27 protein-coding genes are annotated in these 23,795 nt (G+C 67.6%); 13 read left to right on the top strand and 14 right to left on the bottom strand.

Features of this window, described 5'->3' with window-relative positions:
• Positions 1-23: 23 nt before the first annotated feature.
• Positions 24-1,103 (top strand): tubulin/FtsZ family protein, encoded by a 1,080-nt coding sequence (locus tag ACSC1W_RS03335; protein WP_435345414.1) that lies wholly within the window; start codon positions 24-26, stop codon positions 1,101-1,103.
• Positions 1,104-1,163: 60 nt separating this feature from the next.
• Here ACSC1W_RS03335 and ACSC1W_RS03340 read toward each other — a convergent pair whose 3' ends face one another.
• Both ACSC1W_RS03340 and ACSC1W_RS03345 read right to left on the bottom strand, forming a co-directional pair.
• Complete coding sequence (locus tag ACSC1W_RS03340; RefSeq protein WP_435345416.1) at positions 1,164-2,510, bottom strand: alkaline phosphatase family protein; 1,347 nt, start codon at positions 2,508-2,510, stop codon at positions 1,164-1,166.
• 83 nt (positions 2,511-2,593) lie between these two features.
• Positions 2,594-2,716 carry a hypothetical protein gene (locus ACSC1W_RS03345; RefSeq protein ID WP_435345418.1) on the bottom strand — a complete coding sequence of 41 codons (123 nt, stop codon included), beginning with the start codon at positions 2,714-2,716 and terminating at the stop codon, positions 2,594-2,596.
• A 155-nt stretch (positions 2,717-2,871) separates the two neighbouring features.
• Here ACSC1W_RS03345 and ACSC1W_RS03350 point away from each other — a divergent pair, with 155 nt between their 5' ends.
• Positions 2,872-3,066: a YgaP-like transmembrane domain gene (locus ACSC1W_RS03350; RefSeq protein ID WP_435345420.1), complete on the top strand. Its 195-nt coding sequence runs from the start codon at positions 2,872-2,874 to the stop codon at positions 3,064-3,066.
• A gap of 57 nt (positions 3,067-3,123) precedes the next feature.
• Here the strand turns inward: ACSC1W_RS03350 and ACSC1W_RS03355 are convergent, their stop codons facing one another.
• Positions 3,124-3,657, bottom strand: a complete 534-nt coding sequence (locus tag ACSC1W_RS03355) for an inorganic diphosphatase (RefSeq protein WP_435345422.1) — start codon at positions 3,655-3,657, stop codon at positions 3,124-3,126.
• Between the two features lie 238 nt (positions 3,658-3,895).
• Here ACSC1W_RS03355 and ACSC1W_RS03360 point away from each other — a divergent pair, with 238 nt between their 5' ends.
• Entirely contained in the window at positions 3,896-4,246 is a 351-nt protein-coding gene (locus ACSC1W_RS03360) for a PadR family transcriptional regulator (protein ID WP_435345424.1), read from the top strand.
• 17 nt (positions 4,247-4,263) lie between these two features.
• Here the strand turns inward: ACSC1W_RS03360 and ACSC1W_RS03365 are convergent, their stop codons facing one another.
• Positions 4,264-4,890 (bottom strand): DUF7108 family protein, encoded by a 627-nt coding sequence (locus ACSC1W_RS03365; RefSeq protein WP_435345426.1) that lies wholly within the window; start codon positions 4,888-4,890, stop codon positions 4,264-4,266.
• Between the two features lie 12 nt (positions 4,891-4,902).
• On the bottom strand, positions 4,903-5,496 hold the full coding sequence (rnhA, locus tag ACSC1W_RS03370) for a ribonuclease HI (protein ID WP_435345428.1): 594 nt from the start codon (positions 5,494-5,496) through the stop codon (positions 4,903-4,905).
• A gap of 175 nt (positions 5,497-5,671) precedes the next feature.
• Here rnhA and ACSC1W_RS03375 point away from each other — a divergent pair, with 175 nt between their 5' ends.
• From ACSC1W_RS03375 to ACSC1W_RS03390, 4 genes are all read left to right on the top strand, one after another.
• Positions 5,672-6,634 (top strand): transcription initiation factor IIB, encoded by a 963-nt coding sequence (locus ACSC1W_RS03375; RefSeq protein ID WP_435345430.1) that lies wholly within the window; start codon positions 5,672-5,674, stop codon positions 6,632-6,634.
• A gap of 137 nt (positions 6,635-6,771) precedes the next feature.
• Positions 6,772-7,713, top strand: a complete 942-nt coding sequence (locus ACSC1W_RS03380) for a WD40/YVTN/BNR-like repeat-containing protein (protein ID WP_435345433.1) — start codon at positions 6,772-6,774, stop codon at positions 7,711-7,713.
• Between the two features lie 130 nt (positions 7,714-7,843).
• Positions 7,844-9,097 carry a DNA repair protein NreA gene (gene nreA, locus ACSC1W_RS03385; protein ID WP_435345435.1) on the top strand — a complete coding sequence of 418 codons (1,254 nt, stop codon included), beginning with the start codon at positions 7,844-7,846 and terminating at the stop codon, positions 9,095-9,097.
• Positions 9,098-9,140: 43 nt separating this feature from the next.
• The gene (locus ACSC1W_RS03390) at positions 9,141-9,263 is read left to right on the top strand and encodes a hypothetical protein (protein ID WP_435345437.1); all 123 of its coding nucleotides are present in this window, start codon (positions 9,141-9,143) and stop codon (positions 9,261-9,263) included.
• Here ACSC1W_RS03390 and ACSC1W_RS03395 read toward each other — a convergent pair.
• From ACSC1W_RS03395 to ACSC1W_RS03405, 3 genes are read right to left on the bottom strand one after another with little or no spacing between them, the layout of a single operon-like run.
• A complete protein-coding gene (locus tag ACSC1W_RS03395) occupies positions 9,260-9,706 on the bottom strand; it encodes a DUF302 domain-containing protein (RefSeq protein WP_435345439.1) in 447 nt (148 codons plus the stop codon). The genes ACSC1W_RS03390 and ACSC1W_RS03395 overlap by 4 nt on opposite strands.
• Positions 9,707-9,741: 35 nt before the next feature.
• Positions 9,742-10,467, bottom strand: a complete 726-nt coding sequence (locus ACSC1W_RS03400; RefSeq protein ID WP_435345441.1) for a CPBP family intramembrane glutamic endopeptidase — start codon at positions 10,465-10,467, stop codon at positions 9,742-9,744.
• 4 nt (positions 10,468-10,471) lie between these two features.
• The gene (locus ACSC1W_RS03405) at positions 10,472-10,762 is read right to left on the bottom strand and encodes a DUF5789 family protein (protein WP_435345443.1); all 291 of its coding nucleotides are present in this window, start codon (positions 10,760-10,762) and stop codon (positions 10,472-10,474) included.
• Between the two features lie 93 nt (positions 10,763-10,855).
• Here ACSC1W_RS03405 and ACSC1W_RS03410 point away from each other — a divergent pair, with 93 nt between their 5' ends.
• Entirely contained in the window at positions 10,856-11,710 is an 855-nt protein-coding gene (locus ACSC1W_RS03410; RefSeq protein ID WP_435345445.1) for a cell division protein CdpA domain-containing protein, read from the top strand.
• Positions 11,711-11,766: 56 nt separating this feature from the next.
• Here the strand turns inward: ACSC1W_RS03410 and ACSC1W_RS03415 are convergent, their stop codons facing one another.
• From ACSC1W_RS03415 to ACSC1W_RS03425, 3 genes are read right to left on the bottom strand one after another with little or no spacing between them, the layout of a single operon-like run.
• Positions 11,767-12,219 (bottom strand): Mut7-C RNAse domain-containing protein, encoded by a 453-nt coding sequence (locus ACSC1W_RS03415; protein ID WP_435345447.1) that lies wholly within the window; start codon positions 12,217-12,219, stop codon positions 11,767-11,769.
• Positions 12,220-12,228: 9 nt separating this feature from the next.
• Entirely contained in the window at positions 12,229-13,968 is a 1,740-nt protein-coding gene (polX, locus tag ACSC1W_RS03420) for a DNA polymerase/3'-5' exonuclease PolX (protein ID WP_435345449.1), read from the bottom strand.
• A gap of 7 nt (positions 13,969-13,975) precedes the next feature.
• A complete protein-coding gene (locus tag ACSC1W_RS03425; protein ID WP_435345451.1) occupies positions 13,976-14,413 on the bottom strand; it encodes a DUF5788 family protein in 438 nt (145 codons plus the stop codon).
• 163 nt (positions 14,414-14,576) lie between these two features.
• Between ACSC1W_RS03425 and ACSC1W_RS03430 the strand changes: the two genes are divergently transcribed.
• From ACSC1W_RS03430 to ACSC1W_RS03445, 4 genes are read left to right on the top strand one after another with little or no spacing between them, the layout of a single operon-like run.
• Complete coding sequence (locus ACSC1W_RS03430; protein WP_435345453.1) at positions 14,577-15,488, top strand: rhomboid family intramembrane serine protease; 912 nt, start codon at positions 14,577-14,579, stop codon at positions 15,486-15,488.
• Positions 15,489-15,491: 3 nt separating this feature from the next.
• Positions 15,492-16,235 carry an endonuclease V gene (locus ACSC1W_RS03435; protein ID WP_435345454.1) on the top strand — a complete coding sequence of 248 codons (744 nt, stop codon included), beginning with the start codon at positions 15,492-15,494 and terminating at the stop codon, positions 16,233-16,235.
• A gap of 25 nt (positions 16,236-16,260) precedes the next feature.
• Complete coding sequence (locus ACSC1W_RS03440) at positions 16,261-17,166, top strand: SDR family oxidoreductase (protein WP_435345455.1); 906 nt, start codon at positions 16,261-16,263, stop codon at positions 17,164-17,166.
• Positions 17,167-17,171: 5 nt separating this feature from the next.
• Positions 17,172-18,509 (top strand): glycerate kinase type-2 family protein, encoded by a 1,338-nt coding sequence (locus ACSC1W_RS03445; RefSeq protein ID WP_435345457.1) that lies wholly within the window; start codon positions 17,172-17,174, stop codon positions 18,507-18,509.
• Positions 18,510-18,642: 133 nt separating this feature from the next.
• Here the strand turns inward: ACSC1W_RS03445 and ACSC1W_RS03450 are convergent, their stop codons facing one another.
• The 3 genes from ACSC1W_RS03450 to ACSC1W_RS03460 are packed head-to-tail and all read right to left on the bottom strand — an operon-like array spanning position 18,643 to position 21,249.
• Positions 18,643-19,833: an ArsA family ATPase gene (locus ACSC1W_RS03450; RefSeq protein WP_435345459.1), complete on the bottom strand. Its 1,191-nt coding sequence runs from the start codon at positions 19,831-19,833 to the stop codon at positions 18,643-18,645.
• Positions 19,834-19,892: 59 nt separating this feature from the next.
• Positions 19,893-20,993: a pyridoxal phosphate-dependent aminotransferase gene (locus ACSC1W_RS03455; RefSeq protein ID WP_435345461.1), complete on the bottom strand. Its 1,101-nt coding sequence runs from the start codon at positions 20,991-20,993 to the stop codon at positions 19,893-19,895.
• 52 nt (positions 20,994-21,045) lie between these two features.
• The gene (locus tag ACSC1W_RS03460; RefSeq protein WP_435345463.1) at positions 21,046-21,249 is read right to left on the bottom strand and encodes a hypothetical protein; all 204 of its coding nucleotides are present in this window, start codon (positions 21,247-21,249) and stop codon (positions 21,046-21,048) included.
• A gap of 201 nt (positions 21,250-21,450) precedes the next feature.
• Between ACSC1W_RS03460 and ppsA the strand changes: the two genes are divergently transcribed.
• Positions 21,451-23,769 carry a phosphoenolpyruvate synthase gene (ppsA, locus tag ACSC1W_RS03465; protein WP_435345465.1) on the top strand — a complete coding sequence of 773 codons (2,319 nt, stop codon included), beginning with the start codon at positions 21,451-21,453 and terminating at the stop codon, positions 23,767-23,769.
• Positions 23,770-23,795 lie beyond the last annotated feature (26 nt).

Here is a 23,795-nt window from a genome sequence, read left to right on the forward strand (position 1 = left end):
CCCCCTCTGCGCAGGTAACTGGTATGAAAGTCGTCCTTATTGGTGTCGGTCAGGCTGGTGGGAAACTCACGCAGTCCCTGGCCGAGTTCGACTACCAGATGGATTTCGACGCGGTGCAGGGGGCGCTGGCGGTGAATTCTGCGAGTGCCGACCTGCGGAACCTGGACATCGAGACCCAGCTCATCGGGCAGAACCGCGTGAAGGGCCACGGCGTCGGCGGCGACAACGAACTCGGCGCCGAGATAATGCAAGAGGACGCCATCGAGGTCATGGAAGCGCTCGACGGAAAGATCACCGCCGAGGCCGAAGCGGTGTTCGTCGTGGCTGGTCTCGGCGGCGGGACCGGGTCAGGCGGGTCGCCCGCCCTCGTCCGCGAACTCAAAGAGGTCTACGACATCCCCATCTACGCTCTGGGCATCCTCCCCGGCCGTAGCGAGGGGACGATGTACCAGGCCAACGCGGGCCGGTCGCTGAAGACGCTGGTGCGCGAGGCCGACGCGACCATCCTCGTGGACAACGACGCGTGGCACGACGCCGGTGAGTCGGTCGAGGCGGCGTTCGACACCATCAACCAGAACATCGCCCAGCGCATCGGACTGCTCTTTGCGTCGGGCGAGGCCGTCGAGGGCGTCGGCGAGTCCGTCGTCGACTCGTCCGAGATAATCAACACCCTCCGCGAGGGGGGCATCGCCTGTGTCGGCTACTCCAGCGCCGTCGTCGGCGAGGAGGCCGAGGACAACATCAACGCGGTCACGAGCGTCACCCGGTCGGCGCTGTTCACCGGGACCAGCCTCCCCGACGCGGTGACCGCCGACGCCGCACTGCTCGTCGTCGCGGGCCGCCCCAACGCCATCCCGCGCAAGGGCGTCGAACGCGCCCGGCGCTGGGTCGAGGAGCAGACCGGGAGCCTGCAGGTCCGTGGTGGCGACTTCCCGCTCGATTCGGACCGGATCGCCTCGCTGGTCCTGCTCGCTGGCGTCGAGCGCTCACAGCGCATCGACGAGTTCATGGAACGCGCCAGGGAGGCACAGGAACAACAGCAGAAGGACCCGGTCGACCACGCGGCGGCCTTCCAGACCGACGAACTCGACAACCTGTTCTGACCGGCGGACTCTGTCGCGAAAGCCGGGTTCGCCGGCGCGTCGATGGCTCTGGAAGTCGAATCAGACGAGCGACGCCCCGTCGAACTCGGTGCGCTTGTACTCGACCTCGAGCAGGTCGAGGATGGTCGGCGCGATGTCGAAGAGGTCGGCGTCGGAGACGGTCGCCTCTGGGTCGTCGACGAACAGCGCCGCGTTGTCGAAGCTGTGCATCCCGTTGCGCGGTCCCTTGTCGAACACGTCGTCGTGGCCCTTGAACCCGGCCTTGAGGTCGAATCCGTGGTTCGGGATGACGACCAGGTCGGGCGCGATGTCGTCGTGGTCGCCCCGGAAGGCGTCCTCCTTCTCGACGACGCGGTCGGCCACCGGCGTCCCGTCCGGTCCCTCCATGGCCTCCAGGTCGGCCTTGAGTTCGTCGCGGACCGCATCGTAGTCCTCCGCCGGGACGCTCCCGCGGGGTTCGCGCCCCTCGAGGTTGAGGTAGACGCGTCCGGGGATGAACGAGTAGGCGCGCGCGTCGTCGGCGATGTCGCCGAGTTCGTCCGGGTCGTCGGTACCGAACGAGAGCCACCCCTCGCGGCGGAGCCACTCGTTGAGGTGGACCTCGTAGTCGAGGGTGGTGAACCCGTGGTCCGACGCGACGACCATGGTCACGTCGTCGTCGAGTTTCTCGCGGAGACGGCCGAGGTAGTCGTCGACCGTCCGGTAGAACTCGAGGAACTCCTCCCTGTAGTCGCCGTCGCGCTCGTAGTCCTCGAAGAGGAAGTGGTTCACCCGGTCGGTGGTCATGAACACGCCGAAGAAGAGGTCCCAGTCGTCCTGCTCGACGTAGTGCTCGAACGCGTCGAATCGCTTGTCGACGGTCTCGTGGGCGTTCTCGATGAACGCCGACTTGTCGTCCTCGTGGCCGAGTTTCGCGTTCACGTCGAGGTTGTAGTCGATGGACTCCAGGTACTGCTGGAGTTCCTCTGGCTGGGCGGCCTTGCTCAGGTCGTCGATGGAGAGGAAGCCAGAGACCTGTCGCTGGACGTTCCGCTGCGGCGGGAACGTCACGGGGACGTTCAGCACCGTCGCGTCGCGGCCGTCGCGCTGGACGCGGTCCCAGAGTCGCGTGGCCTGTACGTCGTCGCCCATCGGGACGTACGCGTCGTACGTCCCCGTCTCGCGGTCCTGGAAACCGTAGACCCCGGTCTCACCGGGGTTGACGCCGGTGGTCAGCGACGGCCAGCAGGCGCTCGACTCGGGAGGGACGATGCTGTCGATCGGGCCCGCACTGCCGTCGCGTGCGATCGCAGACAGGTTCGGGAAGACGTCTTCGTTTTCGGCGACGAGACTGTAGGGCACGCCGTCGATGCCGAAGAACGCGACACGTGGGGCGTCGTCACCGCGCAGCCTATCGAAGAGACCCATACGGTCCCGTACTGCAGACGGATACAAGAAGGTTCTTTTCAGCGGGCATCCCGGCCGGAGGTCGGCGCTCCCGGCAAGATCCGTTACCGGTCCTCGGACTCGAAGTTCGTCGGGACGACGGTGACGTGGGCCATCCCGACACCCCGAGTCCGGGGCTCGTCGATGTCTGCACGGTCGCTCGTGGACGTTCCGTGTTTCGTTGCCATCACAGGTGTACCTACGGACGGACGGCGGATATAATTACTCATGCTCATAACGCATCGACGGACGCGCGCCGATAACCACGGTGAATCCGTCCCGGGTACTCGGCCGGTCGACTCGTCGAGACACGCTTTTGGTGACGGTGCGCGAACGGGCGGGCATGGAACGGAACGTCGGTGACGCCAGTCAGGTCGTCCGGATCGGTCTCGGGTCGGTGGTACTGTTCGTCGCGGCCGTCGTCGGTGCTGGACTCCAGCAGGTCGGCGTCGCGGCCGTCCTCGCGGTCGTCGCGCTCGTGCTGTTGCTCACCGGCGTGGTGCGGTTCTGTCCAGTTCGGCGCGCGTTCGGGAACTGAAGTCGGATTCTCGTGGTCCGACGTGCCGACGAAGGGAACAGGTGTCGTGCCGTCGGTCTACGCGAACTTCTCTTCGTAGAGGTCCATCGCGTGTTCGATGGCCTCCTTCGCGGCTGCCTTGTCCTCCCAGCCCTGCGTCTCGACTTCCTTGCCCTTCTCGAGGTTCTTGTACGTCTCGAAGAACTCGTCTATCTCGTCGAGTCGCTGCTGGGGGATGTCCTCGAGGTCCTGGATGTGGTCGAACCGTGGGTCCTCGGTGGGGACGGCGATGACCTTGTCGTCCTGCTCGCCGTCGTCGTCCATCTTCATGAGGGCGACCGGTCGTGCCTCGATGACGCAGCCGGGGAACGTCTGGTCCTCGACGAGGACGAGAACGTCGAAGGGGTCCTCGTCGTCGTAGTACGACTGCGGGATGAACCCGTAGTCGGAGGGGTAGTGGACGTTCGAGTGGAGGACGCGGTCGAGGACGACGGCCGGGATGTCCTTGTCGTACTCGTACTTGTTGCGCTCTCCCTTGAGACACTCGACGACGGCGTAGATGGTCTCCGGCGGGTTCGGTCCCGTCTCCATGTCTTCCCAGAGGTTCGTCATACGTCTGCGGGTGCGACTGGCCGTCAGAAAGTCCTTTCGTCTCCCTCGCACGTGCGACACGGTGGCGGTAGCAGCCCTGTCGTGGTGTGTGCTAGCACGCCCATCTGACGGGTCCGTTACCTTCGACGTCTCGAACGCACTTCCCTCGTCCCTTTACGTCGTGACGGCGAACGGACCTCGTGACCAAACACACTAATAGTTGAGAAGTGTTAAATAGCTCGATGACATTTATGTAACCATGTCAGAGGCACAGGAGGTCACCGGCAAGCAGGGCATCGCACGCGAACTCACCGCGTTCCAGCACAACATTCTGGTCATACTGGCCAAAGAGCCTATGTACGGGCTCGCCATCAAGCGGGAACTCGAGGACTACTACGGCACCGAGGTGAACCACGGGCGTCTGTACCCGAACCTCGACGAACTCGTCGGGCTCGGACTCATCGACAAGAGCGAACTCGACAAGCGGACCAACCAGTACGAACTGACCGACGACGGCTTCGCGGCCGTCATGGACCAGGTCGAGTGGACCCTCTCGAACATCGCGACGAACGAGGAGCGCGCTGACGAGATCCGGGCACTCGTCGAGTAAACAGCACCCCCGGCGGACTAGAACTCGGGCACCCGTTTTTCCGCCGTTTCGAACACGATGCGGAGTGACGACTCCACCACGTCCCGCTGTTCGTCGGTCGGCCACGCGTTGCGCGGGAAGTACCAGTCCAGGAACTCCCGGACCTCCGTCGCGGACGCGCTCTCGACCGGTCTCGCGTAGTGGTTTCCCATGAAGTCGGCGAACGCGTCGGCGTTCCGTCCGTGGACTGCTCCGTGTTCCTCGCGGACGTCCGCCACCAGTTCCCGGTTCCGCCTGTCGAGGTCGCGCCACCGCTCCGGGTCGCCCGGTCCGGAGAGGGACACTTCCTCGGCGCGCGAGGTGTCCTCGATGCGCTCGGTCCTGACGGTGCCCTCGTCGTCGAGCCAGTCCTGTGGGTAGAGCACGAGCGTCTCGCCCCTGTCCTCCGTCCGGACGCGAGACGCGTACCCGTACTCGTCGACGAGGTCGGCGCGGCGCTCGCGATAGGCCCCCGCCTCCGCGTCGTCGACCACTTCGCGTGCGAGTCGGGTCAGTCGTTCTGCCTCCTCGACCACGTCTCCGGGGAGGCCCGACCCCTCGCCGTCCGCGTCGGTCTCGGTCTCCGTCTGTCGGTCCTCGGTCGGTGTGTGTGGGTCTTCGGACATCGGTCGGTCTCCTCAGGCGTCGTCCAGTGCCTCGTTCGCAAGTTGGTCGGCGCGCTCGTTTATCTCTCGCGGTACGTGACCGATGGTCCACTCGTCGAACGTCGACAGGAGTTCGTGAACGCGGACGCGCAGTTCCCTGAGCGTCGGGTCGTTCACGTCGTACTCGCCGGTGACCTGTTTGACGATGAGTTCCGAGTCGCCGCGGATCTCCACCTCGTCGTACCCGTAGTCGCGCGCGACTTCGAGAACCGCGACGAGCGCCTCGTACTCCGCCTGGTTGTTCGTGGCCTCGCCGATTCGCTCGCCGCCCTCGGAGACGATGCCGTCGTTCGTGACGACGACCCACCCGATAGAGGCCGGGCCGGGATTCCCTCGGCAGGCGCCGTCGAAGTAGAGGTGCGCGCGACCGCCGCCGTCCCCGAGGACGGCTTCGATGTCGCTCGGACGCCCGCCCTGGACGACGACCTTCCCGTCGTAGGCGACGGCCGAGGCGTCCCCGCGCGTCGCCCGCCAGCGTTCGTGTTCGGTGTTGCCCTCGGACACGTCGGCCCCGGCGGCCTCCAGTCTCCGTCGGGCCTCCTCGACGTCGCACTCGATGACCGGCATTGACCGAAGGTCACCGAACCCGAGATATAACCGTTCTGATTCCCGTCCAGTGTCAACGAAACGTAAATCACGGCGTCTGTCGGTTCCGTTCCTTTCACTACATTGTGACCTTGGAAGACCCGACATATTCCCACAAAGGGTTTAAGTGCTTCGGAACTACTACTATAAAAGTGCGATGACACGGTCTACCCGCCAGCGGGAGCGAGAACACGAGACCGAGGCGTCGGACGAGCAGGAGGGAGTCAGGGAGTGTCCCGAATGCAATTCCGAGAACCTGGTCAAAAGTTCCGACAGGGGAGAACTCGTCTGTGACGACTGCGGGCTCGTCGTCGAGGAGGAGAAGATCGACCCCGGTCCGGAATGGAGAGCGTTCAACCACCAGGAACGCCAGGAGAAGTCTCGCGTCGGCGCCCCGACGACTCAAACGATGCACGACAAGGGGCTGACGACGACTATAGACTGGAAAGACAAAGACGCGTACGGCCGTTCCATCTCCTCGAAGAAGCGCAGCCAGATGCACCGGTTGCGCAAGTGGCAAGAACGCATCCGGACCAAGGACGCGGGCGAGCGCAACCTGCAGTTCGCGCTCAGCGAGATCGACCGCATGGCCAGCGCACTGGGCGTCCCACGCTCGGTCCGCGAGGTCGCGTCCGTCATCTACCGGCGTGCGCTCAAGGAAGACCTCATCCGTGGCCGGTCCATCGAGGGCGTCGCGACCAGCGCGCTCTACGCGGCCTGCCGCAAGGAAGGTATCCCACGGAGCCTCGAGGAGATATCCGAAGTGTCGCGGGTCGAACGCAAGGAGATCGGTCGTACCTACCGGTACATCTCCCAGGAACTCGGCCTGGAGATGCGACCCGTCGACCCGAAGAAGTACGTACCCCGGTTCTGCTCGGAACTCGAACTCTCCGAGGAGGTCCAGACCAAGGCAAACGAGATAATCGAGACCACGGCCGAGAAAGGATTGCTCTCCGGAAAATCGCCGACCGGCTACGCTGCCGCTGCCATCTACGCCGCGTCGTTGCTCTGCAACGAGAAGAAGACCCAGCGCGAGGTCGCCGACGTAGCCCAGGTGACCGAGGTCACCATCCGGAACCGCTACCAAGAACAGATCGAGGCCATGGGCATCCACAGCTAACCGCTCCGCGCCCAGCATCCTACGGTTCTTCCGACGCCCACCGTTCAGTGACCACTCGGGTTCGCCCCACGTGAATCGTAACAGTCGCCTGATGGACGTCACAACGCTTATCTCCCGCCGGGGCCGACGTGGCCGCGATGTCCCTGCTCATCGGCACCCTCGGCGGTGCCTACCTGCTCCCGAACGACGGGTCGGACCCGATTCGGACGCTGGACGCGACGGTCCATCGCCTCCGGTCGTTCGACGTCGGTTGCTTCGCGGCGACGTCCGAGGGTCTGTACCGAACGACGGACGGGCAGACGTGGCAGTCGGTCGGGACATCGACGTGTGACGTCACCTCCGTCGTCCTCAGCCCGGACGGCGAGCGCCTGTACGTCGGAATGAAACCCGCGGCGGTGTACGTCACGTCGGACGAGGGTGCGACGTGGTCGGAACTCGACTCCCTGCAGACTCTCCCGGACCGCGACCGCTGGCGCGACCGGGCCCAGGGCGAGGGTGCCTGCGTCCGGACGATGGTCGTCCACCCGAACGCGCCCGACCGCCTCGCCGTCGGCATCGAACCCGGGGGCGTCTACCTCAGCGTCGACGGTGGCGAGACGTGGACGTCGCGGTCGAACGGCGTCCACGACGACGTCCACCACCTGCTCGCGCTCGACGTCGACGAGTACGTCGCCGCCTGCGGGAACGGCTTCTACCGGACCGAGGACGCCGGCCGGACGTGGGTCCGGCAGGACACCGACTTCAGGGACTTCTGGTACACGTACTTCCGCGAGACGATTCGACACGACGGGACGCTGTACACGGCGGCGAACGGGTGGGGTCCCGCCGAACCAAGCGGCGCGCTGTTCGAGGTGACCGGCGACGACGTGGCCCGTGTGCCATATCCCGGCGAGAACGACTCGTTCGTGGTCTCGTGGGCAGAGGACCGCGGCACCCTTTACGCCGGCACGATGGACGTGACCGACGGGTTCGGGCGGTACGACCCGGGCCGAATCCTCCGGCGCGAGTCGAGCGGGTGGTTCGAGGTGGCGACGGTGCCGGCCGCCCCCCGGACCCTTGCGACGGTTCAAGTGGCATGACGCGGCCAGACGCGGCGTGCCCTGAGTAGCCGTCCGACTGCGCTCTGCCGGTGTGCGACGCGTCGCAGTCGGGACCGGTCGCCGTCGCCTGTCCGCCAGATTCATGGCCGTCGTCGCCGTACTTCGGCCGATGCGCCTCGACGAGTACATCGAGGACCTGGAACCCGACGAGTCGGTCCGCCGTCGTCGACTCGCAGAGGAGAAGTCCTACGCCATCACCGACTACCTCGAGGACTTCCAGTCCCGCTTCGAGGAGACGGTCCAGGGCGACTCCCTCTACGGTGCGACGGCCCCGTCCATCTTCGTCGGCCGGACGAACTACCCGCGGGTCTCGACGGGACTGCTCTCGCCCGTCGCCGAGGGGGACCCGACCGACTTCGTCACCGACGGCGAGTGGTACCGGCAGGGCCTCGGCGTCGGCGACGTGGTCGAACGACGGTCCGGACTGTTGAACTCGCGCCGTCGCGCGAACGTGAACGTCGAGGACGTGTGGGACGGCTTCGTCGGCGTCCAGCGGGAGGTCGCCATCGCCGGCGACCCCGTCGACGTGGAGATCGGCCTCGACGGGAGACTGGACCTCGACCTGGACGTCGGCGACGGCGTCGCGACCCCGACCGGTCCGAGCGCCAGTGCGACGTCGGTCGACCTCACGGAGAATCCCTACGTTCCCCGCCCCGTGAAGAAGACGCTGGAGGACGACGACTGGCAGGCCCAGGGCGCGATGACGTACCTCTACCGCCGCGGCCTCGACGTCTACGACATCAATCGAGTCCTCTCGGCGGGTGCGCTCGGCCGGGGCGAGAACCGCCGACTCGTCCCGACGCGCTGGTCGATCACCGCCGTCGACGACACCATCGGCCAGTACCTCCGCGGCCAGTTACGTGGCACCCAGAGCGTCGACAGCGTCGAGGTCTGGGAGAACGAGTACATGGGGAACCGCTTCTGGGTCGTCCTCGCACCCGGCCAGTGGGAGTTCGAACTCGTCGAGATGAAGGCACCGGGGAGCGTCTGGAACCCCGACCCGTCCGGGAGCATCTGGATGGGGAGCGCCTCGGAGGGGTTCGAGGGCCGAACGGGGTACGTCGACGAGACGGCGGGTGCGTACTACGCCAGTCGCCTCGGTGTGCTCGAACACCTCGCCGGGCGCGGACGACAGGCCAAGTGCCTGGTCCTGCGCGAGGTCAGCGACGACTACTGGGCACCGGTCGGCGTCTGGCAGGTTCGCGAGAGCGTTCGAAACGCCTTCGACGGGAACCACGGCGAGGCCGAGACGTTCCACGGTGCGGTCCGGACCATCACCGAGCGACTCCCCGTCTCGTACGACCGACTCCGCCGGAAGTCCGAACTGGTCGCAGGCGTGCAGTCGTCGCTCGGGGATTTCTGACGTCGGTACACGTATGGGTGAGGAAAACGTGGTAACTAGACACATGGTCGAGGGAGCCGTCCTTCCGAACTTCGGTGGTCACACCCCTGCCGTCGCGGGACTCCTGGCCGTCGTCGCGGTGTCGCTGGTCCTGGAGTACTATCGCTCCCGGGTCCGGGGAACCTAGTCGGCGTCGAGGTTGGCGAACGCTCTCTCGACGAGTTCGCCCGTATCCGCCACGAGTTCCGCCCAGTCCTCGTCGTCAGGGGCCATCCCGAGCAGCGGCGCTATCTTCATGATGGAGACGTGGTAGACCTGCTGACGTCCGGGTTCCTCCTCCCAGATGACGACGTTGCACGGCATCAACCCGCCGAGTTCGAGCGACTGCTCCAGTGCGCGGTCGGCCATCTCCGGGTTGCACGCACCGAGGATGTAGTACGGGTCGCGCTCCCCGCCCAGTTTCTCTTCGAGCAGGCCGGAGACGGAGAACTCGACTGCAGTCCCGAACCCGGCCTCGGCGAAGGCTTCGCGGACGTGTTCGATGGCTTCCTCGTGGCCCATCTCCAGCGTCGCCCGTCGCTCCCCGATGTCTTCGTCACGGAGGTCTGGCATCTCGGTATCGATTCCCATACACGGGACGACGGCAGTCCAAACCAAAAGCGTACCTACAGTGGGACAGGAACCCACTCCAGCCACCGGTAGACCGTGTCCGGCGGAACGATGGGGTCGTGGAGCACCAGCCAGTCGAGCAACACCAGTCCGGCCCCGTGTGCGACGACGGAGGGGAGCAGGGAGTCGCTCTTGTAGTCGACCGCACCGAACAGCACGTCGGTCGGTCCCGAGAGGAGTATCTCTATGGGCGGCTTCGCCAGGTGGTGGAGCGCGTAGACGACGGGGCTGATGAACGCCGCCTTGATGCCGAACCGGTCGCCGACGCCGACGCAGAGGAGGCCGCGGTAGTACGTCTCGACCGCCAGCACGAGCAGGAACTGCTTGATTGCGTGGGGGACGAAGTCCTGGAGCTGGGTGCTCGTCTCCCACATCGGGTAGTACAGCCGTATCGACTGGAGGGACGACCCGACGACGTAGAACGGCGCGACGAACAGCGCGAGCAACAGCGCGTTCCTGACCGCCACCCTGTCGACCTTGTAGCCGATCTGCTTGCCGTAGTAGGTCGCCAGCGTCATCGGTCCGACGAAGAATATCAGCCCGTCGACCACGAGCCGCTCGTCGAGTCCCGGTCTGGTGTACTCCATCCACAGCACCGAGAGGAGTGCACCTGCGACCAGCGACTTCCCGGCCCAGGAGAGACGCGACCAGCGAAGCGACGCGAGCCGAGGGCGAAGCCAGTCGACGGCGTCCCCGGCGGTCCGTGCGGCCCGTGTCAGCACGGGTTCACTCGTCGGCGGTCTGGACGGGCCCCCGACCGACCACGTCCCGAACGGCCGACTCGAACTCCTGGCGTTTCTCGAAGTACGTCACGTCGACGTCTTCGAGGACGTCCGATATCGTCGTCGGCCCCTCGGGCGTTCGGATGACCGAGTCTCCCTCGAGGGCGTCGAGCCGGCTCTGCTTGATGGGCCACGTGAGCCGCGAGCTCACGCGTGCAAGCGGCGCTCCCTCGACGGGTTCGCCCTCGCCGAGTTCGACGGCGGGTTCCGTGTCTTCTTCCTCGTCGTCAGCCATGGACGACGATTTGCAATCCCGTCGATTCAACCTTTCGCTTCCGCGGCCAGCGTCTGACGTACTGTTTTGTGGCCGGAGACCCAACCCGGTTCCATGACCAGCCTCGCGAACGTCTACGAGAACAACGTCGGAGAGGTCGAGAGCGTCCGACGGTTCTATCTCGGCGTCGGGCTCTTCGCCGCCGGTGCGCTGCTGACCCTGGTCGGTATCGTGGCCGGTGGGACCGACCTCCTCGGCGCGGTCGGCGTCGGCGTCTACGACGCCCGCAAACTGGCCGGCGTCCTCGGCGGCCTGGGCGTCCCGGCCGTACTCGTCGGCGTGTTCACGGTCCTCCCGGCGAGCGAGCGCATCCGGGCTGCGGCGGCCATCGGTGCCAGCGTCTGCGTCCTCGGCGTCGCCCTGTTCTGGCACGCGTACCCGACCTACTGGGTCACCTCCCCCGCCGAACGCGACCTGACCCTCCTCGTGGCTGCGGTGTACTCGCTGGGGGCGTTCGCCACCGTCGCGTGCCTGTTCAGCGCCGTCGTGACTTTCAAGACCCGCAACGACCCCGGCGGGACCGTCACGATGCACGTCACGCGCGAGGGCGAGACGCGAGTCGTCGAGGTGCCCGCCGAACAGGCCGAACAGGCCGTCTACGGCGGAATCGGCACGTTCGGTGAGACGCCCGACGGCGCCGTCGAGACCCAGACCGCGAGCACGCCCGCGAGCGACGGCGGTGCGTCGACCCGCAACGTCCAGTCGCCGCTCGATGGCACCCACGACGACGGCGTGGTCCTCTCGCCGGAGCAGTCCCACCGACGCCGGAACCTCGCGGATCGCTACTGCGGGAACTGCGCGTACTTCGACTACGTCCAGACCAACCGCGGGATGCAACCGTACTGCGGCGCACACGACGCGATAATGGACGACATGGACGCGTGCCGGGAGTGGGAACCGAACAACTGACTCGGCGGCGTCTGCCTGCCCCCTCGTTCGACTGGCGTATCTCCCTGCTCGTCGGTTCAGGCGTCTCGAACCTCCGCCAGCGTCGCGACCATCCGGTCCCAGTGACTCCCTTTCCAGAAGTACTGGCCACACTCACGACACCGCCAGACGGGCGTGTCGTCGTCCGGTGCGTACTCCGGCGTGGTCGAACCCCCGTCGACGCGGTCGAGACGGCCGTTACACCGGCCACACTGGACCGGGTCGTCGGTGGGGTCGAGTTCGACGCCGGCCTCGACGAGTTCGCGGAGTTGCGGCTCCGTCCCGCGGGTCCGGAGGAGGATGGCGTCGTCGGCTCGCGCCGCCAGATGTTCGTCGCGCGTGACGACGGTGCGTCCCTCCTCGGCGGCCAGCGCGAGTAATCGGTCGTCGGCTTCCGCGTCACGGTCCAGTGCGTACACGGTGTCGTACCCGCACAGTCGCAGGTACACCGCGAGATTCCCGAGCATCACGTCGAGGAGGAACCGGACCATGCCGGGCGGTCAGTGCAGGAAGTCGCCGACCGCGTCCGTGTCCCAGGTGTTGAGCACGTCGGCAGTCTCGGCCCACCCGCGGCGGGCGGTGTGGACGCCGTAGCGGACCAGTTCGTACGACGACGGGTGGTGTGCGTCCGTGTCGACGACGATGGTCGCCCCGGCGTCGATCGCGGCCTTCACCGGGCCGCCGTCGAGGTCGAGTCTGTGGGGGTTGCTGTTGACCTCCAGTGCGACGCCCTCCTCGACGGCCACCCTGGCCAGTCGCTCGGCGTCGACGTCGAGCCCGGGGCGCTGGTTCAGCAGTCTGCCGGTCGGGTGGCCCAGAACGTCGACGGCCGGGTGTTCCATCGCGCGGACGAGTCGGTCGGTCCCGTCGCCGTCGAGGGCGGCGTGGGGCGAGGCGACGACCACGTCAAGTTCCGCGAGGACCTCGTCGGCGACGGAGACCTCGCCGTCGGCGGTGACGTTCGCCTCGACGCCGGTGAACGCCGTGACGTCGGCGGACTCGGCGGCCGCCCTGACCGCGTCGACCTGTTCGAGCAACTCCTCGTCGGGGAGGCCCATCCCGCCGACGACCCCCGGCCCGGTCGCGTGGTCGGTGATGGCGACGTAGTCGTGACCGTAGGCGGCCGCACCCGATAGCATCTCCTCGATGGGGGCCTTCCCGTCGGACCAGTCGGTGTGCACGTGCAGGTCGCCGCGGACGTCGTCGAGGGTCAGCAGGTCCGGCAGGTCGTCCTCGGCGGCGGCCGCTATCTCGCCGCGGTCCTCGCGCATCTCCGGGGGAATCCACGGGAGGTCGAGCGCCTCGTACATCGACTCCTCGCTCTCGCCGGCGACGCGGTCGCCGACCCGCTGGCCGGCGTCGGGGTCGACGACGTCGCTCACGTCGAACGCGCCGTACTCGTTGAGTTTGAGGCCGCGCTCGATGGCGTAGTTCCGCAGGGCGACGTTGTGGGCCTTGCTCCCGGTGAAGTACTGGAGCGCCGACCCGAACTCGTCCGGGACGACGACGCGCAGGTCGACGCGCATGCCGTCGCTCCAGACGCTCGCCTTCTCCGTCCCGGCCTCGATGACCTCGTCCGTCTCCTCCCAGCCGGTGAACGAGTCGATGGTCGCCTCGCCGTCGTCGGTCGCGACGAGGACGTCCACGTCGCCGATGGTCTCGCGCCAGCGCCGGAGCGACCCGGCGACCTCGACAGCTTCGACCGGCGACGCGCCGGAGAGGTGGTCGACGACGCCGTCGGCGACGGGACGGGCGTCGCCGAGCAGCGACCGTTCGCCGGCCGACCGGGCGAACTCGATGTGTTCGAGGATGTTCTGCTCGGTCTTCGCACCGAAGCCGTGAAGCTCCCGTATCTTCCCGTCCCGGGCGGCCGATTCCAGGTCGGCCAGCGTCTCTATCTCGAGTTCGTCGTAGAGCGTGCCGACGGTCTTCGGGCCCACGCCCTCGACGCGGAGCAGGGCGTCGAGTTCGACGGGGTAGCGCTCGCGGTACGCGTCGAGTTCCGCGATGGACCCCGTCTCGGCGTACTCGACGATCTTGCTCGAGATGGCGTCGCCGACGTGGGGCAGTTCGTCGACGGCCTCCGGGCCCTCCGCGACCAGGTCGTCGAAGGACCCCTGGTAGTCGCGGACGCTCTCTGCGGCCCGTCGGTAGGCGTTCGGTTTGTACTCGACGTGGTCGGCTTCGAGCAGGTTCGCCAGTTCCTCCAGTCGGTCGGCTACGTCGTGTTGCAGGCTCATCGGTCTCTCAGTGTCGTGGGCCGGTGTCGTCGTGGCCGAGCGCTTGCTTCAGGAAGTTCATCCAGCGCTTCTGGTCTGCGGCCTCCTTGGCCGCCGCCTCGGCCTCGATGTCGGTCGGGCCGAGGCTCTCCAGTGCGTTCAGGGCGCGGTCGAGGCCGACGACGGCCTCGACCAGTTCCTCGCCCTCCTCCCGACTCAGTTCGCGCCACTCGTTCTCGATGCGCTGTTTCCGCTGGAGGCGCTCGCGCCGCAGGTTCTTCTTCGCCTGCTGGACGCGCTCGCGCTCGCCGGCCGGTATCGTCTCCCGGCGTTTTATCTCGAAGACGAACTCGCGCAGGTCGACGGGCTCTCCCTGGACGTCGATGCGGTCGGGAATCTCCGCACCGACGGTCGCCCCCTCGCGTTCGAGTCGCGCGAGCAGTTGCTTCTGTTCGTACCGTTTCACACACCGAGTTCGGTCCCGAGGGGGCAAAAACCCTCTCGCTGACGGGACTCGACGCACGGACCGGGAGACGACGGTCAGCCTCGGCGAAGTGTCGACCCGTATCCGGAATCGGATGGGTTCAAAACCCCAACCCATTTGCCCTCCCTCCCCCTACGGCGGGACAATGGCCGAATGCGACGAGTGCGGCGAACAGACGAACATGCCGTACACGTGCAACCGGTGTGGGCAGAAGTTCTGTGGCGTACACCGGTTGCCGGAGAAACACGACTGTCCGGGCCTGCAGTGGAACGACCCGGACGGCGTCTGGGCCGAGGAGCGGACTGCAGCGACGAGCGCCGAGGGCGGCCTGCTCGACGACGTCGGTTCGGACCTGTTCGGACGCGGCGGCGCGTTTAGCTACTTCCGGGGGAACATGACCTACGTCTTCCTCGCGCTGATGTGGGTGACGTGGGCGTTCCAGTGGTTCCTCCTCCCGGTGTTCACGAACATCGAACCGGGCTCGCAGGTCTGGTACGACATCTTCACGCTCCAGAGCGACCACCCGGAGTACGTCTGGGCGTGGTTCACCTCCATCTTCGCACACGCCTTCGGGTTCTTCCACATCGCGGGCAACAGCATCGTGATATTCTTCTTCGGCCGACTGGTCGAGCAGTACGTCGGCAGTCGCGACTACACGCTGCTGTTCCTCGGCAGCGGCGTCCTCGCCGGCCTCGGCCAGGTCGGTCTCGCACTGGCGACCGGGAGCCCCACGGCCCTGTACGGTGCCTCGGGTGCAGCGCTCGCGATGATGGGCGTGCTCACCGTCATCCGGCCGAACCTGACAGTGCTCATCTACTTCATCATCCCGACGCCCATCTGGGTGCTCACCGCGCTGTACGCGCTCCTCAGCGTGACGGGCATCCTCGGGGCGACCCTCCCCGGACAGGAGAGCGTCGCCCACGGCGCACACATGTTCGGACTCCTGCTCGGACTGGTCTACGGCCAGTACGTCAAGGACAAGGTGACCCTGCCCCGCGAGACCCAGCTCGGGGGCGGCGGTCGCCGGGGTGGTGGTGGCGGTCGCGGCCCCTTCTGAGCGATGCGGACCGAGTTCGTGCCCGACCCCTCCGCAACCCGAGAGGAGATGGAGGCCCAGCAACGCGCCGTCGCGCAGGCGGCGATATTCGACGACGACTTCGACTTCGACGTCGAACTGGTCGGTACAAACGTGGGTCCCCTCGTGGCGGGCGTCGACCAGGCGTTCCTCGGCGACGACCGCGCCGTGAGCGCCGTCGTCGTCACGCGCGGGGAGACGGTCGTCGAACGCGCCCACGCCGTCACCCCGCTCTCGATTCCGTACATCCCCGGCCTGCTCTCGTTCCGCGAGGGTGGCCCCATCCTCGCGGCGTTCGAGGAACTCCAGACCGACCCCGACTGCGTGCTGTTCGACGGGAGCGGTCGCATCCACTTCCGACAGGCGGGGCTGGCGACGCACCTCGGCGTCATCCTCGACCTGCCGAGCGTCGGCGTCGCGAAGAACCTGCTCTGTGGGACCCCCGTCGACTCGACAGCCGACCTCCCTGCCGGCACGCGCGTCGGCATCGACGCGGACGGGCGCGTCGACGCTCCCGCCGGAACCCGCATCGGCTACGCCGTCCAGACGAAGCAGTACGACTCGTCGAACCGCCACGTGAACCCGCTGTACGTCAGTCCGGGCCACCGCGTCGGCGCGGAGACGGCGGCAGACTTGGTCGAGGCGACCTGTGCGGGGTACAAACTCCCCGAACCGACCAGGCTCGCCGACGCGTACGCCGACGAGGTGAAACGAACCATCGACACTTAGGTACCTCCCGGGCAAATCCGGGACCATGACAGGAGACGAGGACGCGGACTCGTCGGGGTCGGCGACCGCGACGCCGGATGACGAGGAGTCGTCACGGCCGGAGCCGAAACTGGAGACCGTACTCATCACCGGCTGTTCGTCCGGTATCGGCCGGGCGACGGCAGAAGCGTTCCTGGACGAGGACTGGCTGGTCTACGCGACGGCACGAGATACCGACGACGTCGAGGACCTCGCGGCGGCCGGTTGCGAGACGGCCGAACTCGACGTGACCGACCGCGGCCAGGTCGAACGCGTAGTCGACCGGGTCGTGGACGAGGCGGGCCGACTCGACTGCGTGGTCAACAACGCCGGCTACGCCCAGCTCGGACCGGTCGAGGACGTCCCGACGAGGAAGGTCCACGAGCAGTTCGACGTCAACGTGTACGGCCAGCACCGACTCGTCCGCGCCGCCGCCCCGCACATGCGCGAGGCGGAGATGGGTACCTTCGTCAACGTCTCCAGCCTCGCCGGCCGGCTCGCCGTGGCCGGTGCTGGCGTCTATTCCGCCTCGAAGTTCGCCGTCGAGGCGATGAGCGACTCGCTCCGGACGGAACTCGACCCCTTCGACGTCGACGTCGTCGTCGTCGAACCCGGCCCGGTCGAGACGCAGTTCACCGACCGGGCCGACGCCGAGGTCGACGACCTGCCACGCTCTGACGCGTACGCCGACCTCTACGAGATTTACGAGGAGGCGGGCATGGTCACCGGCGAGGGACCGCTGGCGGTCGACCCCGAACGTGTCGCGTCGGTCATCGTGAACGCCGCCAGCAGTACCGAACCCGCGACGCGCTACTCGGTGGGTGCCGCCGCGAAGTACGGGTCACTCGCACGATTTCTCCCCGACCGGCTCAGGGACGTGGCGCTCCGTCTGTTCCGCCGCTTCGCCAGCTAGACACCATGGCCGTCGAGAATCGAGAGCGCGTCGCGACGACTCCGGCCCGGGAGACAGCCGTCGACTGCGTCGAGGCGGGCATCGAGGCCGCCACCCCGGAACGGGCCGTCGAAGACGGCGTCGCGGTGGCCGACGAGACGCTGACCGTCGCCGACCAGGCGTACGACCTCGCGTCGTTCTCGCGCATCCTCCTCGTCGGTGCCGGGAAGGGCGCGGGCCGGCTGGCGGCGGCCCTCGTCGACGAACTCGACGACGCGGTGGACGACGGCGTCGTGGTCTCTGACGAACCAGCGGACGCCGGTCCGGTGTCCGTCGTCGTCGGCGACCACCCTGTCCCGAGCGAGCGCGGTGCTGACGGCGCACGGCGGGTCCGGGAGTGCGTCGAGGGGGCGAGCGCGGACGACCTCGTCGTCGTCGCTCTCACCGGCGGCGCGAGCGCGCTGTTGCCGGCACCTGCGCCACCGCTGACGCTGGCAGACGTGCGCGAGGTGACCCGAGAACTCCTCGATGCGGGTGCGACCGTCGACGAACTGAACGCGGTCCGCAAGCACTGTTCGACGCTCAAGGGCGGCCAGCTGGTGCGGGCGGCCACCCCGGCGACCGTCCTCACGCTCGCGCTCTCGGACGTGGTCGGCGACGACCCTTCAGTGATCGGCAGTGGGCCGACCGTGGGTGACGAGACGACGTTCGCCGACGCGCTCGACGTGGTCGACCGGTACGGCGTGGACGTACCGCCGGTCCGGGACCGGCTGGAGCGCGGCGTCGGCGGTGAGGTCCCGGAGACCCCGAAGCCGGGTGAAGCGACGTTCGACCGGACCGCCTACCACCTGCTGGCGAACGCCCACACGGCGCTCTCGGCGGCCGCAGAGACCGCCCGTGAGCAGGGATATCGGGCGATGGTGCTCTCGGCCAGCGTCGAGGGCGAGGCGCGCGAGGCGGGCCGGTTCCACGCGGCGATCGCTCGCGAGGTCCACGAGACGGGTCAACCGGCCGAACCGCCGGTGGTCCTGCTCTCCGGGGGCGAGTGCACCGTGACGGTCCGTGGCGACGGCACCGGCGGGCCGAACCTGGAGTTCGCGCTGGCCGCAGGGCTGACGCTACGCGGGGCCGAGGACGTCGCAGTCGCCGCCGTCGACACCGACGGTCGGGACGGCTCGACCGACGTGGCCGGGGCGCTGGTCGACGGGGGGACGGCCGACGACCCGGGTGTCGCCCTGGAGGCACTCGATGCGAACGACAGCCTCGGCTTCCTCGACTCGCGGTCGGCGACGCTCCGGACGGGCCCGACGGGGACCAACGTGAACGACCTGCGGGTCGTCGTCGTCGAAGGACCCGGGACCTGACGGCGTCGCGTCGACGGGATGGAGTGGCGAACAGACGGCACGAGGTCCGTCACGCGAGGCTGTGCCGTACTACCGCGGACCCTCGCGTGGCGAGCATCTCAGGACACGCAGGGTATGGTCCCGGTTTCGTATTTCAATCCAGGCACGCGGCGACGATGCGGAGCATCCGTTCGCCCCGGACCTCGTCGGCGAACAGCGGGACGCGCCTGACGTCGTGACCGCGGAACAGCTCCTGGGCCTCCGCGAGCGCGCGCTGCTGGACGTCCCACCGTCGCTGGCAGAACTCGCAGGTGTCGAGGCTCGGCTGCACGAACTCTTCCGCGTCGACGTCGTCCGTCACGTCGGCGAGGTCCTCCATCACCTTGTTGACGACGACGGTGCCGACGGGGATGTCGAACTCGTCGAGTTGAGCCAGCAACCGTCGGGACTCGAAGACGCTCATCTCCTCGGGCACCAGCACGATGCGGAAGTCGGTCCGACCGGGGTCCCGCAGGACCGCCCTGAGGCGTTCGATCCGGTCGGAGAGTTCGTCCAGGTCCGGCGACTGTCGCGTTTCTCCGTCGTCCCCACCGAACATCCCACTCAGGCCGCCCATCAGACCGCCGAGACGCTCTCGAAGCGACACGATGCGGCCGAGCATCGTGTCCATTATCTCGGGGAGTTCGAGCAGTCTGAGCGTGTGGCCGGTCGGTGCGGTGTCGACGACGACGCGGTCGAACCGTGGGTCGTCGAGGTACTCCAGGAAGAGTTGCATGGCCGCTGCCTCGTCCGCACCCGGCATCGCGCCGCCGAGGAGGGCGTCCATCGGACCCTCGCCGTCGCCGCCGAGCAGGTCGCCGAGTCCGCCCATCGGACCGGCCGCGCCCGTGTCGTCGGTCGCGAACGGGTCGTCGTCGTCGGCCACTCCGGTTCCCGCATCCTGGCCGGCCGCGCCGCCGCCGAAGACGGCCGCGCCATCGGTCATCGCGGCCTCGGGGTCGATCTCTGCCGCGTACAGCGGTACGTCGTCGCGAATCCGGGTCGGTTCCGGTGGGACGTCCGTCTCGAAGGTGTCCGAGAGTGAGTGCGCCGGGTCGGTCGAGACGACCAGGGTACGCGTCCCGTCGGCGGCGCTCGCCAGGGCCGTCGCGGCCGCCATGGTCGTCTTCCCGACGCCGCCTTTCCCGCCGTAGAGGACGTACTCGGGGGCGTCGACGCCGTCGAGTGCGTCTGCGGTCGTCTCGTCGTCGACGACCGAGACGTCGACGTCGCTACCGTGGACCGCCTCCGACGGCTCCTCGGCCGCCTCGACCTCGTCGACCGCCTCGACGCTGATGTCGCTCATGCAGGGGGGTATCGGGCGACGACTTGTGTACTAATCGGTCGCGCGAGCAGGTCGACGGGTCAGTCGAAGTAGTCGGCCAGTCGGTTCGCCGCCTCCTCTACGCGGGGGGTCACGGGCGCGAACCGGAACCAGTCGGCCCGCGCCTCGCCGAAGGCCTCACCGGGCATCCCGGCGACGCCGGCCTCGTCGATCAGGCGCTTCGTGTTCTCGACGGTGCCGGGCGTGCCCTCGAACCGCGCCATCACGTAGAACGCGCCGTCGGGTTCGGTGTAGGACGCGCCGGCCGCGTCGAGCGCGTCGGTGAACGTCTCGACGCGCTCGCGGAGGAGTTCCCGGTTCGCCTCGTGGTAGGCCGGGTCGGTGTCCCGGAGCGCACGGTGGACGGCGTACTGCGCTGGTCGGCTTCCGGCGACGTTGACGAGCATGTGCCGTGCCTTCGCGGCCTCGACGTGCTCGTCCGGGAAGACGGCGTAGCCCACCCGGAAGCCCGTGATGGCGAACGTCTTCGAGAAGGAGTTCGTCACGATGCGGTTCGGCGAGTCGACCGTCAGGGCGCTCGTGAAGCGTCCGGAGAGGTCGTAGTGGTCGTACACCTCGTCGCTGACGAGGATGGCGTCGTTCTCCTCCGCGATGGCGACGAGTTCTCGGACCGTCTCCTCGGCGTAGACCGCACCCGTCGGGTTGTTCGGCGAGTTCACGACGATGCAGGCGGTGTCCTCGTTGACCGCCGCCCGGACGCGGTCGGGGTCGAGGTGGCCGTCGGGGTCGGCCGGGACGAACCGTTGCTTCCCGCCGAGCATCGAGGTCTTGCCCGGGTAATACGGGTAGACTGGGTCTGTCAGGACGACCTCGTCGCCGGCCCCGAGCTCCAGTGCCCGCGCCATCGCCAGGTAGTTCGCCTCGCCGCCGCCGTTCGTGACGACGACCTGTGACACGTCGACGCCCCGGCGGGCGGCGATCTCCTCGCGAAGTTCGCGAAGCCCCTCCGACGGCGGGTACTGGAACTCGAGGGAGTCGAGGTCGGCGTACTCGTGCAGCCCCTCGCGGAGCGACGAGGGCGGTTCCCAGTCGGGGTTCCCGCTGACCATGTCCACCACGTCGCGGTCGGCGCGGACCGCATACGCCATAATCTCGAAGAACAGCGGCTTCTCGTACTCCATGGTCGGCCTGTCGTCGGCCGAGTGGGTCTTTCTTTCGGGTTCCGGCCCGGACTCACGCCGACAGCCAGGCGTATGTCTGGATGGCACCGAACAGCAGTGCGAGCGCGGCGTTCTCGACGACGAGTGCGGTGCTGTCGACGACGGGCGTCCGGGCGAGGACGGCCAGCGCACCGAACCCGGTCGCCAGCGCGAGGTTGTACTTCGCGAGCGTGACCCAGCAGAACTGGTCGAGTTCGACGAGCCCGTCGCTACCCATACGGGTCCTTCGACGTCACGAGTGACAAGTGATGGGGTCGCCGATGATGTAGCGGCGGGACTAGTTTTATCACGCGACGGCCGAGAGATAAAGCCCGGCAACTCTTGCCCCTCCGGGCGAATCTTCACTCGATTTCGAGTGAGAATCGGCCGTCTATTCCCGGAATCTTCTTTAATCGTGGCGGGATTCCTTGAAACACGAATGGCAGTACTCTGGCTGGACGATATCCGTGCCGACGACCTGGAAGCGGTCGGGGGTAAAGGAGCGTCCCTCGGCGAACTCACAGCAGCCGGGCTTCCCGTGCCACCGGGATTCGTGGTCACGGCGGACACGTACAGGACGTTCATCGAAACCGCCGGCATCGACGACGAACTCTTCGAGGCCGTCGACGTCGACGTCGACGACACCGACGCGCTCGCCGAAGCCGAAGCACGCGCGAGCGAACTCATCCTCGGGACCGAGTTCCCCGAGGAACTCCGCGAGGAGATACTCGCGGCTTACGCAGACCTCGGCGAGGGAGACTCCTTCGTCGCCGTCCGGTCGTCCGCGACGGCGGAGGACCTCCCGGACGCCTCCTTCGCCGGACAGCAGGAGACGTTCCTCAACGTCACCGAGGAGGACCTGCTCCAGCGGGTCCGCGAGTGCTGGGCCTCCCTGTTCACCCAGCGCGCCATCTACTACCGGACCCAGCAGGGATTCGCCCACGACGAGGTGAACATCGCCGTCGTCGTCCAGCAGATGGTCGACGCCGAGAAGTCGGGCGTCATGTTCACCAGCCACCCCTCCACGGGCGAGCCGACGATGATCGTAGAGGCCGCCTGGGGACTCGGTGAAGCCGTCGTCTCCGGGAGCGTCTCGCCCGACAACTACCACCTCGACCGCGAGTCCGGCCACGTCGACGAGGTGACCGTCGCCGACAAGAAGGTCAAGATGATCAAGGACCCGGAGACGGGCCAGACGGTCGAGGTCGACGTCTCATCGGAGGAGCGCGAGGCACGGGTGCTCGACGACGAGGAACTCGGGAAGCTCCGTGACATCGGCATCACCGTCGAGGACCACTACGGGACCCCCCAGGACGTCGAGTGGGCCATCTACGACGGCGACGTCTACATGCTCCAGTCCAGACCCATCACCACCATCGACGAGGGCGAGGTCGGCGAGGCGGACGAGACCCGCGTCGACGCCGACATCGGCGGTGCCCCGGAAGACGCGGGCGACGCGAGCGTGGCCGACGGGAGCGGTGCCAGCGCGACCGTCCTCGTCCAGGGCCTCGGTTCGAGTCCGGGCATCGCGTCCGGCCGAGCACGCATCGTCAAGAAACTCGACCAGCTAGACAAGGTCGGCGAGGGCGACATCATCGTCACCGAGATGACGACCCCGGACATGGTGCCGGCGATGCGCCGTGCCGGCGGCATCGTCACCGACGAGGGCGGCATGACCAGCCACGCCGCCATCGTCTCCCGCGAACTCGGTGTCCCGGCCGTCGTCGGTGCCGGCAACGCCACGTCGATGCTCGAAGACGGCCAGATGATCACCATCGACGGCGACAAGGGGACGATTCGCGAGGGCGAAATCGAACCTGCGGCCCAGCGCGAACCCGTCGAGGAGGTCCGTCCGCAGAACCCCGTCAAGCCGATGACCGCGACTGAGGTCAAGGTCAACGTCTCCATCCCCGAGGCCGCGGAACGCGCGGCCGCGACCGGCGCCGACGGCGTCGGCCTGCTCCGGATGGAGCACATGATAATGTCGACGAACAAGACGCCCGAACGTTACGTCGAGGACCACGGCGCGAGGGCCTACGTCGACGAGATAGTCGAGGGCGTCCAGCGCGTCGCAGAGGAGTTCTACCCCCGTCCGGTCCGCGTCCGGACGCTCGACGCGCCGACCGACGAGTTCCGCCAGCTAGAGGGCGGCGAGGACGAACCCGAGGAGCACAACCCGATGCTCGGCTACCGGGGCATCCGTCGGAGCCTCGACCGACCGGAGGTGTTCAAGCACGAACTCGAGGCGTTCCGTCGCCTGTTCTCGATGGGCTACGACAACGTCGAGGTGATGTTCCCGCTCGTCAACGACGCGGAGGACGTCATCCGGGCGCGGAACCTGATGGAGGAGGCCGGTATCGACCCGAAGAAGCGACGCTGGGGCGTCATGATAGAGACGCCGGCGTCGGCGCTGTCGGTCGACGAGATGGCCGAGGCCGGCATCGACTTCGCCTCCTTCGGGACGAACGACCTCACCCAGTACACCCTCGCGGTCGACCGGAACAACGAGAACGTCGCCGACCGGTTCGACGAGCTCCACCCGGCCATCCTCCAGCTCATCGCCCAGACCATCAGCACCTGCCGCGAACACGACGTGCGAACGAGCATCTGCGGCCAGGCCGGGTCGAAGCCCCAGATGGTGCAACACCTCGTCAACGAGGGCGTCTCCAGCATCTCGGCGAACATCGACGCCGTCCGCGACGTCCAGCACGAGGTCAAGCGCACCGAGCAGAAACTCGTCCTCGACTCGGTTCGCTGACGGGGGCCGACGCGGCACTGGCGGCG

Origin of the sequence: Haloarchaeobius marinus (genome assembly GCF_051207415.1) — an archaeon.
Lineage (GTDB): Archaea > Halobacteriota > Halobacteria > Halobacteriales > Natrialbaceae > Haloarchaeobius.

What these genes read in the sequence shown, in the direction of transcription:
- ACSC1W_RS03335 (WP_435345414.1), top strand. Translation starts at nt 24, where the DNA reads ATGAAAGTCGTCCTTATTGGTGTCGGTCAGGCTGGTGGGAAACTCACG.
- ACSC1W_RS03340 (WP_435345416.1), bottom strand. Translation starts at nt 2,510, where the DNA reads ATGGGTCTCTTCGATAGGCTGCGCGGTGACGACGCCCCACGTGTCGCG.
- ACSC1W_RS03345 (WP_435345418.1), bottom strand. Translation starts at nt 2,716, where the DNA reads ATGGCAACGAAACACGGAACGTCCACGAGCGACCGTGCAGACATCGAC.
- ACSC1W_RS03350 (WP_435345420.1), top strand. Translation starts at nt 2,872, where the DNA reads ATGGAACGGAACGTCGGTGACGCCAGTCAGGTCGTCCGGATCGGTCTC.
- ACSC1W_RS03355 (WP_435345422.1), bottom strand. Translation starts at nt 3,657, where the DNA reads ATGACGAACCTCTGGGAAGACATGGAGACGGGACCGAACCCGCCGGAG.
- ACSC1W_RS03360 (WP_435345424.1), top strand. Translation starts at nt 3,896, where the DNA reads ATGTCAGAGGCACAGGAGGTCACCGGCAAGCAGGGCATCGCACGCGAA.
- ACSC1W_RS03365 (WP_435345426.1), bottom strand. Translation starts at nt 4,890, where the DNA reads ATGTCCGAAGACCCACACACACCGACCGAGGACCGACAGACGGAGACC.
- rnhA (WP_435345428.1), bottom strand. Translation starts at nt 5,496, where the DNA reads ATGCCGGTCATCGAGTGCGACGTCGAGGAGGCCCGACGGAGACTGGAG.
- ACSC1W_RS03375 (WP_435345430.1), top strand. Translation starts at nt 5,672, where the DNA reads ATGACACGGTCTACCCGCCAGCGGGAGCGAGAACACGAGACCGAGGCG.
- ACSC1W_RS03380 (WP_435345433.1), top strand. Translation starts at nt 6,772, where the DNA reads ATGTCCCTGCTCATCGGCACCCTCGGCGGTGCCTACCTGCTCCCGAAC.
- nreA (WP_435345435.1), top strand. Translation starts at nt 7,844, where the DNA reads ATGCGCCTCGACGAGTACATCGAGGACCTGGAACCCGACGAGTCGGTC.
- ACSC1W_RS03390 (WP_435345437.1), top strand. Translation starts at nt 9,141, where the DNA reads ATGGTCGAGGGAGCCGTCCTTCCGAACTTCGGTGGTCACACCCCTGCC.
- ACSC1W_RS03395 (WP_435345439.1), bottom strand. Translation starts at nt 9,706, where the DNA reads ATGGGAATCGATACCGAGATGCCAGACCTCCGTGACGAAGACATCGGG.
- ACSC1W_RS03405 (WP_435345443.1), bottom strand. Translation starts at nt 10,762, where the DNA reads ATGGCTGACGACGAGGAAGAAGACACGGAACCCGCCGTCGAACTCGGC.
- ACSC1W_RS03410 (WP_435345445.1), top strand. Translation starts at nt 10,856, where the DNA reads ATGACCAGCCTCGCGAACGTCTACGAGAACAACGTCGGAGAGGTCGAG.
- ACSC1W_RS03415 (WP_435345447.1), bottom strand. Translation starts at nt 12,219, where the DNA reads ATGGTCCGGTTCCTCCTCGACGTGATGCTCGGGAATCTCGCGGTGTAC.
- polX (WP_435345449.1), bottom strand. Translation starts at nt 13,968, where the DNA reads ATGAGCCTGCAACACGACGTAGCCGACCGACTGGAGGAACTGGCGAAC.
- ACSC1W_RS03430 (WP_435345453.1), top strand. Translation starts at nt 14,577, where the DNA reads ATGGCCGAATGCGACGAGTGCGGCGAACAGACGAACATGCCGTACACG.
- ACSC1W_RS03435 (WP_435345454.1), top strand. Translation starts at nt 15,492, where the DNA reads ATGCGGACCGAGTTCGTGCCCGACCCCTCCGCAACCCGAGAGGAGATG.
- ACSC1W_RS03440 (WP_435345455.1), top strand. Translation starts at nt 16,261, where the DNA reads ATGACAGGAGACGAGGACGCGGACTCGTCGGGGTCGGCGACCGCGACG.
- ACSC1W_RS03445 (WP_435345457.1), top strand. Translation starts at nt 17,172, where the DNA reads ATGGCCGTCGAGAATCGAGAGCGCGTCGCGACGACTCCGGCCCGGGAG.
- ACSC1W_RS03450 (WP_435345459.1), bottom strand. Translation starts at nt 19,833, where the DNA reads ATGAGCGACATCAGCGTCGAGGCGGTCGACGAGGTCGAGGCGGCCGAG.
- ACSC1W_RS03455 (WP_435345461.1), bottom strand. Translation starts at nt 20,993, where the DNA reads ATGGAGTACGAGAAGCCGCTGTTCTTCGAGATTATGGCGTATGCGGTC.
- ACSC1W_RS03460 (WP_435345463.1), bottom strand. Translation starts at nt 21,249, where the DNA reads ATGGGTAGCGACGGGCTCGTCGAACTCGACCAGTTCTGCTGGGTCACG.
- ppsA (WP_435345465.1), top strand. Translation starts at nt 21,451, where the DNA reads ATGGCAGTACTCTGGCTGGACGATATCCGTGCCGACGACCTGGAAGCG.